Here is a 10,286-nt window from a genome sequence, read left to right as displayed (position 1 = left end):
GCCCTCCGGGTCTCTCTTTCTGCTTTTCTGGGGGGGTCTGCGCTGGCGGGGCCCCCCCCCCCCCCACCAAAAGGGGTGAACGGTCGTAACTTTCCCGTGCGGGTCGCGTTCGGTCGCGCTAAGAGATCATCCGACCGCGAAACGTTACGTCACACGCGTCACGGGTCATGCCAGAGCCGGCTCCCGGCGTTCGGCGCGTCGTCGGGCGGCGACCTCCGGGTCGAGCGCCGGTACGGCGGCCAGGAGTTGCCTGGTGTACGGGTCCCGCGGCGACTCGTACACCTCGTCGGCGGGCCCTTCCTCGACCACACGGCCGCGCCGCATCACCGCGACCCGGTCGCTGACCTGACGCACCACGGCCAGGTCATGGGCGACGAAGACCAGTGCGAGGCCGAGTTCGCGCTGGAGTTCGCCGAGCAGGGCGACGACCTGGGCCTGGGTGGTCACGTCGAGCGCGGAAACCGGCTCGTCGCACACGATGACGCGCGGGTCGGCCGCGAGCGCCCGCGCGATGCCCACGCGCTGGCGCTGACCGCCGCTGAACTCGTGCGGGTAGCGGTCGTAGTGCGCCGGTTCGAGCCCCACGCGCTCCAGCAGTCCCGTCACGCGCCCCCTGACGCGCGCCTCGTCCCGCCCCCGCGCGCCCCGTGCGCGGAGCGGGTCGGCGATGGACTCGCCCACGCTGCGGCGGGGGTTGAGGGAGGAGACGGGGTCCTGGAAGACCATCTGCACGGTCGGGTTCACCCCCGACGACAGCCGGCCCTCGTACCGGACCTCGCCGGCCGTCGGCTCCAGCAGTCCGACCAGCATCCGGCCGAGCGTCGTCTTGCCGCTGCCGCTCTCCCCGACGACGCCGACGGTCTCTCCCCGGTGAACGGTCAGCGACACGCCGTCCACGGCCGCGAAGGCCCGCTTGCCGCGCCCGAACTCGCGGCGCAGCCCGTGCGCCTCCAGCACGACCTCGCTCGACGGCCCGGTGACAGCCCCCTCGCTCGAGGACCCGGTGGCCGCGCGCCGCACGTCCGCCTGCGGCCCGCTCACGTCCGGACGCCGTACATCCGACTCCCCCGACCCGCCCGCGTCCCGAGGCCGTACATCCGACTCCCCCGACCCGCCCCCGTCCGGCTGCCGTACGTCAGGCCGCCGTGCGTCCGGGTTCTCCGGCCCGTGCCCGACCGCACGACGCGCCTCCACCCGGGGCACGGCTGCGAGCAGTTCGCGCGTGTACGGCTGCGCGGGAGCCGCCAGAACGGCTCCGACCGGGCCGTACTCGACGAGCCGGCCCTGCCGCATGACCAGCACATCGTCGACGCTCTCCGCCGCCACCCCCACGTCGTGCGTGACCAGCAGCAGCCCCATGCCGGTCTCCTCGCGCAGGTTGTGCAGCAGGTCCAGGATCTGGGCCTGGACGGTCACGTCGAGCGCGGTCGTCGGCTCGTCGGCGATCAGCAGGTCGGGCTCGCAGGCCAGCGCCATGGCGATGAGGGCACGCTGGCGCATGCCGCCGCTGAACTCGTGCGGCCGCGACCGGGAGCGCCGGACGGGGTCCGGAATACCCACCCTGTCCAGGACCCGCACCGCACGCGCGCGTGCCGTACGGCGTGACACACGCGTGTGCACGCGGTACACCTCGGCGATCTGGTCGCCGATCGCGTAGTACGGGTCGAGGGAGGACAGCGGGTCCTGGAAGACCATCGCCGCCCTGCCGCCGCGCATCCGCCGCAGTTCCTCGTCGGACGCGGCCCGGACGTCGGTCCCGGCGACCCTTACCGAGCCGCCGACGGTGGCCCCCGTCCCCCGGTGCAGCCCCAGGAGGGCCGAGGCGACCGTGGACTTCCCGGAGCCGGACTCGCCGACCAGGCCGAGGGCGGCGCCCTCCGACAGGCGGAAGGAGAGGCCGTCGACTGCGCGCAGGGCGCCGAACTCGACCGTCAGGTCAGTGACTTCCACCAGGCTCATGCGAGCACCACCCGTCGGTCGGCCACCGCGTACAGGACGTCCGCGACGGCGTTGGCGAGGACCACGAAGAAACCGATGACCAGGACCATCCCGACGACCACCGGAAGGTCCACGACGTTGACCGCGTGCACCAGTTCCTGGCCGATGCCGGGGAGCCCGAAGAGGGTCTCGGTGAGCACCGCACCGCCGACCGCGGAGCCGAAGTTGTTGGCGTTCAGCGCGATGACCGGTGCGAACGCCCCGCGCAGCGCGTGTCGCCCGATGATCGACCGCTCGCCGACGCCGTACGCGCGGAAGGTGCGGATGTGGTCCTCGGCAAGGGTCTCCAGCATCGACGACCTGGTCAGCCGGGCGAACGTGGCGGCCTCGATGAGGGCGAGCGAGAGCCAGGGCAGCAGCAGGTTCCACGCCCACTGCTCGGGGTCGTCGGTGAGGTTCACGTACTGCGGGAAGGGCAGCAGTTGCAGCTCGCCGCAGACCACGATCATCAGGATGAGGCCGATCACGAACACGGGTGTGGCCGTTCCGGCCAGGGTGACAGCGGTCAGGACGCGCTCGGTGAGCCGCCCGCGCCGCCAGGCCGAGAGCACGCCGGTGCCGACGCCGAGGATCAGCCACACCACCATCGCGCCGAGGACGAGCGACAGGCTCACCGGCAGCTTGGTCAGGATCAGCCGGGTGACCTGCTGATCGCTCTGGTACGACAACCCCAGGCAGGGCGCCGGGCAGTGCTCCACGGAAGTGCCGGTCGAATAGTCCTGGCCGACGACGAGGCCCTCGAGGAAGTGCCAGTAGCGCACGTAGAGGGGTTCGTCGAGGCGCAGCTGCCGGGCGACCTGGTGCACCTGGGCCGGCGAGCAGCGCGGACCGCACGTGATCTGGGCGACGTCGCCGGGGGTGACGTAGAAGACGACGTAGACGATCACCGAGATGGCGAACAGGGTGAGGATCGTGCCGATGCCCCGGCGCAGCACAAAGCCGCCGAGGCCGCCGAAGCCGCTCATGAGGACGTCTCCTTCCCGGCAGCGGTGTCCGCCCGGTGCTCTCGCCGGCGTCCCGTCCCCACCCGCAGCCGGGACGCCGCGCGTGGGTCGAGCGCCGTGCGCACGCCGTCGCCGAGGACGGTCAGCGCGAGGACGGTCACGAAGAGGGCTCCGGCGGGCAGCAGCAGGTACTGCGGAGCCGCCTGGTACCAGACGTCGGCGGCGGTCAGCATCTGCCCCCAGGACGGCGTCGGCGGCTTCACCCCGACCCCGAGGAAGGACAGCGCGGCCTCGACGGTGATGTTCTGCGGCACGAGCAGCGCCGCGTACGTGATGACGGGGGCGGCGAGCCCGGGCAGCAGTTCCCGGCGGGCGATCCGCCAGGTGCCCCAGCCGCTGAGCCGGGCCGCCGACACGTAGTCGAGCCCCTTGAGGGTGAGTGTCTGGGCGCGCACCACCTTGGCGATGTTGCCCCAGGAGATCAGACCGATGACCAGGGTGACCAGGACGGGCCGGGGGAAGCTCGCCGGGACGATCGCGAGCAGCGCCAACGACATGATCATCAGAGGCAGGGCGACGAAGATGTCGGTGATCCGGCTCAACAGCTGATCAACCCATCGGGTGCCGAGCGCGGAGGCGATGCCCAGGATGACGCCGATGACGACCTGGATCACGGTCGCGGCCAGCGCGACGCCCAGGGACACCCGGGCGCCGTGCACGAGACGGGCGAACAGGTCGCGTCCGGTCTGCGGTTCGACGCCGAGCCAGTGGTCGCCGCCGATGCCGCCGAGCGGGCCGACGGGCACGCCTCCGCGCGCGGAGTCGATGAGGGAGGGGTGGTAGGTGGTCGGGTCCTGGCCCTCCAGGGCGGTGAGCACTGGCGCGGCGAGCGCGACCAGGACGAGCAGCGCGACGACGACCGCCGCGGCGAGGGCGGCGCGCTGCGCTCGCAGCCGCCGCCAGAACTGACGGGCCCCCGAGGCCCCCGGGACGGACGCGGGGTCCGTACCGGGGGCCCGGGCGGCGATGACGGCCTCGGCGGCCGCCTCGGTGACTGCCTCGCTCACGGTGCTACTTCACCGCGACCTGCGAGGGATCCAGGACGCCGTCCCAGTCGCTGATGACGATGTTGCGGATGTCCTCGCCGTACAGCCGCTTGTAGACGGGGTGGAACAGCGGCACGGTCAGTGCCTGCGCGCCGATCTTCTTGTCCAGTGCGCCCCACCTCTCGGCGGCGGCGTCAAGATCGGTCAACTTGTTGATCGCGTCAATCTCGGCATTGACCGACTTGTCGTTCAGGAAGCCCGTGTTGAAGTTCGCGCCGTCCTTGACGATCTGCCTGCCGTCGAAGATCGGGGCGAGGAACGGACCGCCGGAGGGCCAGTCGGCGCCCCAGTGGGCCAGGAAGAAGCCGGGCTCGGTCTTCACGTCGTGGATCGTGTCGGAGTAGTCGTTGTCCTCCAGACCCTGGAGCTTGACGGTGATGCCGGCCTTCTTGAGCGCGTCCTGGATGGCGGTCGCGATCTCCGGGCTGGTCTCGAAGTCCTGGCTGTTGGAGTGGGTGAGGGTGATGGTCAGCCCGTTCGGGTGACCGGCCGCCTTCAGCAGTTCCCTGGCCTTCGCCGCGTCGCCGGTCTTGCCCGCCGGGTAGAGGTCGTAGGGCTCGTAGCCGAAGGACTTCTGGTTCGGCAGGTAGGTGGTGGCGGCCTCGGCGAGCGACGAGCCGCCCGCCGCGTTGACGACCGACGACCGGTCGACGGCGTACGAGATCGCCTGGCGCACCCTGATGTCGTCGAACGGCTTCACGTTCGGGTTGAACGCGATGTAGTTGGTGTAGCCGAAGTGGCCGGTGCCGACCCGCGCGGCGAGCTTCTTGTCGCCGCTGACCTTGGCAAGTTCGGCCGGGCCGAGGTTGGTGTCCGTGGTGATGGCGGTGGCGTCCGCCGCCTGGGACGCGGACAGCCGCTGGTTGATCACCGAGGAGTCGAGCCCGGACCGTACGTCGATCTTGTCGGGGTACGCCTTGCGTTCGGCGTCCGTCTTCGCGGACCAGTACGTGTTGCGCGCCAAGGTGAGGCGCTCGCCGTCGTTCTCGTTCTTGACGACCTTGTAGGGGCCGGACGAGACCGGGTGCTCCTCGTACTTCGTACCGGTGTCCTTGGCCTTCGGGACGGGCGCGAACTGTGTCTGTGTGGCCAGGTACGGGAACTCGCCCTCGGGCTTGTTCAGATGGAAGACGATCGTCCGGCTGTCCGGCGTCCCGATCGCGGCGAGGCCCTTGGAGTCCTTGTACGGCCCCTGGTAGCCGGCCGCGCCGACCAGCCAGTCCCGCAGGTAGGGCGCGCCGCCGGAGAGCTCGGGCGCGAAGGACCGCTCGATGCCGTACTTGATGTCGGCGGAGGTGATCGCGGTGCCGTCCTCGTACTTCAGGCCCTCCTTGAGGGTGTACGTCCACTCGGTGGCGTCCTTGTTGGGACGCCCGGTGTCCGTGGCGAGGTCGGGGACGACCTCGGTGCCGGGGGCGCCGTTCTCGCGGTTGCGCGTGGTGAGCGTTCTGAAGACCAGGGTGGGGACCTTGCCGCCGCCGGAGGTGTAGAGGCGGGCCGGGTCGAAGTCCTCCTGCGGGTTGCGGTTCAGGATGGTGAGCGTCCCGCCCTGGTGCGGCGCGGAGTCGCCGGCGGAGGCCTTGGCATCGTTGTCCTCAGGCCCGCAGGCGGCGGCGCCCGCGGCCACCACCAGGCTGACGGATGCCGCGGCGACGCGGCGCGCTATGAGGGACGGTTGACGCATCGGAATGACGACCTCTCGGTTGACGGTCTCGCCGCCCCTGACGGGACATCTCGGTATCCGAGACATATGGACGAGGAGTGAGACGAAAGTGAACAGACGTCTGCCCCGGCGCCGGGTCGTCGAAGAGCCGTGATCAGGTCACGGCTGAGAGAAAAAAGGGGATTCGCGACACACGCGCCTGAGGGCGGTGTCAGCGACAGTGGATGTCGGCCACGCAGAGCGCGGTCACGCCGAAGAGCGCCAGCTCGATGGCGGCGCTGCTGTCGACGGGATGACTAGACCACATACGCAGCAATATGGAGGAACTTTTTGGGCATGTCAACGTGACCCATGAGACGCCTGTCCAGCAATGAGACTCAACTGCTCGGATACGGCCAGGCGTTGGGAAGACAGTGGATGCCGTCGTGGTCGAGGAACTTCGTCTGCTGCTGCATGACCGGCGCCGGCTCGCCGTCCTTGTCGCACGTGACATGGCCGTACCCGAGCCGGTGGCCGACCTCGTGATTGATCAGCATCTGCCGGTAGGCGTACATCTGGTCGCCGAAGGTCACCGACCCCTGCGCCCACCGGTACGCGTTGATCATCACGCGCTCGGTGGCTGCCGAGTCGCAGGAGACGTTGTCCTCCGTGGTGTCCAGACCCGACTTCGCGCACCACACGGCGGTGGTGCCCGGACTGGCGAGCGTGATGACGAAGTCGGCCTTGCCCGACTCGATCCGCTCGAAGGTCCGGGCGCCGTTGTGGGCCCAGCTGCGGGCGTCGTTGAGGGTCTTCTGTACAGCCTGCGCGAAGAGTTCGCCGTCGAGCCCGAGCCCCTGTTCCACGTCCACGCGGTAGGTGTACTTCCGCCCCTTGCCGGGCGCCTTGGCGACGCCCGCGATCGCGTCGAACTTCCCCGACCCCTTGAGCTTGGGGCCGAGCGCGTACTTGGTGCTCATCTGCTGCGCGTACGTGAGTGTGACCGCCCCGGCGGACGCTCCGGGCGACGCGGACGCGCTCGGCCTGTCGTCACCGCGCGCGGCGTCGTCGACGGCCTCACGGGTCCGGCCGGACGCGGACTGCGACCGGGCGGAGTCGTCGTCCCGCCCGGCGGCGACCTGCCCGGCCACCACGACGGCCAGCACCGTGGTGACGGCTGCCGCCGCGATGCCGGCGAAGGCCCGCCCCTTGAGACCCTGGGCGGCCGCCGACCCGCCCGCGGGCGGCGCGTCACCGCCCCTGTTGTTCGCATCGCCCCCGTCGCCCCCGCCGACACCGGCAGGGGCGGTCGTGCGCGAGACGCTGTCACGGCCGGTTTCGGAGGAGTAGGGCTCCTGCACGCGCGTGGACGCGTACGGCGTCCCCGCGCCCGTGAAGACGTCCTCCTCGTCCTCGCCGAAGGCGTCGAGGTACTCCTGACGAGGGCCCCGGCGGGAGCCCGGGCGGGGGCCTTGGCGCGGCCCGTCCTGAGGCATGGTTCGCTGACGCGGTATCACGGGCTGCCCGGTACCCGCTGATCGTCCTCTCAAGTCACCCCAGCCGCCACCGTCTTCACGCTGCTCGGGGTGACCGCCCCGCACCTGCGGGAATCCGTGGGCAGGGGTCCCCTCGGGAAGGAAGAAGCGGGGCACTCCCCGCGAGGGCGTTCCGTCGGGCCCCTGGGGCGGCGCCGGGACACGGGCGCCGCGCGGGTCCCCTGGGGCAGGCGGCTCCGGAGCGGCCCCCCGCGACGCACCCTTGGCGGCACCTTCACCGGCACCCTTGGGTGCCGGCCCACGCCGGCTGTGGCGTCCCACGACGGCCTCAGCCCCCCGAGATCTCGGTCGCGGTGGCGGAGCCGGCGAGGAGCTCCTGGAAGGCCGTCGCCACGGTCTCGGGATACTCCATCATCGCCACGTGCCCCGCGTCGGGCAGCGTGAGCAGGCGGGAGTCACGGAAGGTCCGGGCGGCCCGCTGCGCCATACGGAAACCGACGAGCTGGTCGCGACCGCCGTACACGAGGAGGGTCGGGGCGAGGACGCGCTCGGCCTGGCGCCAGAGTCCGTGCTGACCGCCCAGTGTGTACGCGCTGAGCAGGCCACGCGTGGAGCGGGTCAGCGCGTCCCAGAAGTACGGCAGCTGAAGGCGCCGCTCCAACTCCTCCACCGCGTGGCGGAACGCGTCCGGGCCGACTCTCCCGGGGTCGCCGTAACAGAGGGCCGTGACGCCGCGGACGCGCTGTTCGGCCGTCCACTCCCGGGTGAACCGGGTGAAGAGCGCGGCCACTCCGGGCACCCCGACCAGTCCCGTGGGCAGCGCGGTCCGCTGCACCCGCAGCTCGGGCAGCGCGGGTGAGACCAGCGTCAGCGTCCGCACGAGGTCGGGCCGGACCGCGGCGACGCGCGTGGACACCGCGCCGCCGAGGGAGTTGCCGAAGAGGTGCACGGGCCCGCGCTCGACGGCGTCGAGGTAGCGGATGACGGCACGCGCGTGTGCCGTGACGGAGTAGTTGCCGTCGTCCGGTGGCGGGGAGTCCCCGAAGCCCGGCAGATCCACGGCCTCGCTCGCCACCACCCCGTCGAGCAGCGCCATCAGCGCGGACCAGTTCTGCGAGGAACCGCCCAGGCCGTGCACGTACAGCGCGGGCTCGAGCCCCTCGCGCGCGGGCGGCCTGGAGCGGATCGAGAGCGTGACGCCCGGCAGCCCGACCGAACGGAGCCGCTCGCCCTCGGCGACCCGGACGGCGATCGCCTTCGGCAGCACGCTGGTGGGCGGCACGGAGGGCAGCTCGGTCGAAGACATGCGGGCAATGTTACGAGACGATCACGCGCGCTTTTGTGTGTTCGCCGTCACACGCACGCATCGGGCGGGTTCGGGACGGGTACCGCGCGTGCGGGGCGGGTACCGCGTCGACACCGCACCGGGACCACCCCGGCACCGCCCCGGCGTCATGACGGCGGGAATCGCGGGCACTCCACACAGTGATCGCATGGCGTCCGAAACGGGTGTCTCCTAGGCTCGTACCCAGGGCACCCGCTTGTGGCCCCTGCAGCTCGCAGGGACGTTCGTAGGAAGGGAGCCCACCATGGCCGTTGACCCCACCGACCCGGAGACGTTCGAAGAGGACGACGACTTCGGGGAGATCGACGTCGAGGCGCCGGAGAACGACGCCGCCGAGCAGTCCACGGACGTCACCCCGAAGCGTGACGACCCTCTGGAGGACGTGGATCCCTCCCGGGCCAACGAGGCCGATCTCGTCGAACAGGCCCGCATCGTCTCGCTCGACGAGGACGACTATCGCTGACGGGCCCGAGCTGGAGCGGGGCCGAGTATGCCCGTAACATCCCGTTCCAAAACTGTTTGTACCGCTTTTGTCGTCGTCCAGTCCGTGAAATTCTGCACTCGCACCGCGCGCACCAGGGTTACCGAAAAGTACGATGGCGGCGCGGCGCTCACCGCAAGAGGACCACATTGGGAGGCGGCGTGACAGCCATCGAGCAGACAGAGGCGGCGCGCCCGCGAGGCACCCGCCTGCCGCGCCGTGCCCGCCGGAACCAACTGCTGGGCGCCGCCCAGGAAGTCTTCGTGGCGCAGGGCTACCACTCGGCCGCCATGGACGACATCGCCGAGCGGGCCGGCGTCAGCAAGCCGGTGCTCTACCAGCACTTCCCCGGCAAGCTCGACCTCTACCTGGCCCTGCTGGACCAGCACTGCGAGTCGCTGATCCAGGCAGTGCGCGGCGCGCTCGCCTCGACGACCGACAACAAGCAGCGCGTCCGCGCCACGATGGACGCGTACTTCGCGTACGTCGAGGACGACGGCGGCGCCTTCCGTCTGGTCTTCGAGTCGGATCTGACGAACGAGCCCGCGGTGCGCGAGCGCGTCGACAAGGTCGCCACCGAGTGCGCGGAGGCGATCTGCGAGGTCATCGCGGAGGACACAGGTCTCTCGCGCGCGGAGTCCATGCTGCTCGCCTCGGGCCTGGGCGGCCTCGCCCAGGTCGTGGCGCGGTCCTGGCTGCACAGCGACCGCAGCGTGCCGCGCGACCAGGCGGTGCAGTTGCTGGCCTCCCTGGCCTGGCGCGGCATCGCCGGTTTCCCGCTGCACGGCACCGATCAGCACTGACCGCGGGGGCGGTCGGCCGTTTGTTCCCGCCCGCTGTTCGCTCCTGGCGTGGACGGCCGCGCCGTGTACGTCCCCTCACCGGGCTAATGTGTGCAGCGTACGGCGCGGACGCCCGCGCACCTCGTGACCGTCGGAGGGACATAGCCGTGGAGGTCAAGATCGGCGTGCTGCACGCGCCTCGCGAGATCGTTCTGGAGAGCGGTCAGACTCCCGAGGAGGTCGAGCGCGTGGTGGCCGAGGCACTGGCCGGGAAGTCGCAGCTGCTCAGCCTCGTGGACCAGCACGGCCGCAAGGTCCTGGTTCCGGCCGACCGTCTGGCCTACGTCGAGCTGGGCGAGGCCGCCCCGCGCAAGGTGGGCTTCGGCGCACTGTAGGCGAAGCACCGGAAGAGGGGCCCGGCGCCCAGGTTGTCGCCGGGCCCCGCGTCCCGGTCGGGCCGCCGCCGGCCCGGCCCCCGGCGGCCCCCCCCCC

General features: G+C 71.2%; 10 protein-coding genes. 3 read left to right on the top strand and 7 right to left on the bottom strand.

Going from position 1 to position 10,286, the window contains the following annotated elements; genetic code table 11:
• Positions 1 to 165 precede the first annotated feature (165 nt).
• The 7 genes from ACFWBB_RS41610 to ACFWBB_RS41580 form a co-directional block, all read right to left on the bottom strand.
• Positions 166 to 1,959 carry a dipeptide ABC transporter ATP-binding protein gene (locus ACFWBB_RS41610; RefSeq protein WP_385284215.1) on the bottom strand — a complete coding sequence of 598 codons (1,794 nt, stop codon included), beginning with the start codon at positions 1,957 to 1,959 and terminating at the stop codon, positions 166 to 168.
• Positions 1,956 to 2,963: an ABC transporter permease gene (locus ACFWBB_RS41605; RefSeq protein ID WP_385284212.1), complete on the bottom strand. Its 1,008-nt coding sequence runs from the start codon at positions 2,961 to 2,963 to the stop codon at positions 1,956 to 1,958. Before ACFWBB_RS41605 ends, ACFWBB_RS41610 begins: the two co-directional genes overlap by 4 nt.
• Positions 2,960 to 4,009, bottom strand: coding sequence for an ABC transporter permease (locus ACFWBB_RS41600; protein WP_385284209.1), 1,050 nt, complete (start codon positions 4,007 to 4,009; stop codon positions 2,960 to 2,962). Before ACFWBB_RS41600 ends, ACFWBB_RS41605 begins: the two co-directional genes overlap by 4 nt.
• A gap of 4 nt (positions 4,010 to 4,013) precedes the next feature.
• The gene (locus ACFWBB_RS41595; protein WP_385284206.1) at positions 4,014 to 5,732 is read right to left on the bottom strand and encodes an ABC transporter substrate-binding protein; all 1,719 of its coding nucleotides are present in this window, start codon (positions 5,730 to 5,732) and stop codon (positions 4,014 to 4,016) included.
• Positions 5,733 to 5,922: 190 nt separating this feature from the next.
• Positions 5,923 to 6,018, bottom strand: coding sequence for an Ms4533A family Cys-rich leader peptide (locus ACFWBB_RS41590; RefSeq protein ID WP_323178948.1), 96 nt, complete (start codon positions 6,016 to 6,018; stop codon positions 5,923 to 5,925).
• 70 nt (positions 6,019 to 6,088) lie between these two features.
• Entirely contained in the window at positions 6,089 to 7,186 is a 1,098-nt protein-coding gene (locus ACFWBB_RS41585) for a DUF3152 domain-containing protein (protein WP_385284203.1), read from the bottom strand.
• A gap of 328 nt (positions 7,187 to 7,514) precedes the next feature.
• Positions 7,515 to 8,492, bottom strand: coding sequence for an alpha/beta fold hydrolase (locus tag ACFWBB_RS41580; RefSeq protein ID WP_385284200.1), 978 nt, complete (start codon positions 8,490 to 8,492; stop codon positions 7,515 to 7,517).
• A 283-nt stretch (positions 8,493 to 8,775) separates the two neighbouring features.
• Between ACFWBB_RS41580 and ACFWBB_RS41575 the strand changes: the two genes are divergently transcribed.
• The 3 genes from ACFWBB_RS41575 to ACFWBB_RS41565 all read left to right on the top strand — a co-directional run bounded on the left by ACFWBB_RS41575 (position 8,776) and on the right by ACFWBB_RS41565 (position 10,189).
• A complete protein-coding gene (locus ACFWBB_RS41575) occupies positions 8,776 to 8,994 on the top strand; it encodes a hypothetical protein (protein ID WP_385284197.1) in 219 nt (72 codons plus the stop codon).
• Between the two features lie 179 nt (positions 8,995 to 9,173).
• Positions 9,174 to 9,815 (top strand): TetR/AcrR family transcriptional regulator, encoded by a 642-nt coding sequence (locus ACFWBB_RS41570; RefSeq protein ID WP_385284194.1) that lies wholly within the window; start codon positions 9,174 to 9,176, stop codon positions 9,813 to 9,815.
• A 146-nt stretch (positions 9,816 to 9,961) separates the two neighbouring features.
• Positions 9,962 to 10,189: a DUF3107 domain-containing protein gene (locus tag ACFWBB_RS41565; protein ID WP_189920010.1), complete on the top strand. Its 228-nt coding sequence runs from the start codon at positions 9,962 to 9,964 to the stop codon at positions 10,187 to 10,189.
• Positions 10,190 to 10,286 lie beyond the last annotated feature (97 nt).

It is taken from the genome of Streptomyces sp. NPDC060000 (genome assembly GCF_042737375.1).
In the GTDB taxonomy this organism is placed as follows: Bacteria; Actinomycetota; Actinomycetes; order Streptomycetales; family Streptomycetaceae; genus Streptomyces.
Note: the sequence above shows the minus strand (reverse complement) of the source record. Positions and strands in the feature narration are given on the sequence as shown.

What these genes read in the sequence shown, in the direction of transcription:
- ACFWBB_RS41610 (WP_385284215.1), bottom strand. Translation starts at nt 1,959, where the DNA reads ATGAGCCTGGTGGAAGTCACTGACCTGACGGTCGAGTTCGGCGCCCTG.
- ACFWBB_RS41605 (WP_385284212.1), bottom strand. Translation starts at nt 2,963, where the DNA reads ATGAGCGGCTTCGGCGGCCTCGGCGGCTTTGTGCTGCGCCGGGGCATC.
- ACFWBB_RS41595 (WP_385284206.1), bottom strand. Translation starts at nt 5,732, where the DNA reads ATGCGTCAACCGTCCCTCATAGCGCGCCGCGTCGCCGCGGCATCCGTC.
- ACFWBB_RS41590 (WP_323178948.1), bottom strand. Translation starts at nt 6,018, where the DNA reads ATGTGGTCTAGTCATCCCGTCGACAGCAGCGCCGCCATCGAGCTGGCG.
- ACFWBB_RS41585 (WP_385284203.1), bottom strand. Translation starts at nt 7,186, where the DNA reads ATGCCTCAGGACGGGCCGCGCCAAGGCCCCCGCCCGGGCTCCCGCCGG.
- ACFWBB_RS41580 (WP_385284200.1), bottom strand. Translation starts at nt 8,492, where the DNA reads ATGTCTTCGACCGAGCTGCCCTCCGTGCCGCCCACCAGCGTGCTGCCG.
- ACFWBB_RS41575 (WP_385284197.1), top strand. Translation starts at nt 8,776, where the DNA reads ATGGCCGTTGACCCCACCGACCCGGAGACGTTCGAAGAGGACGACGAC.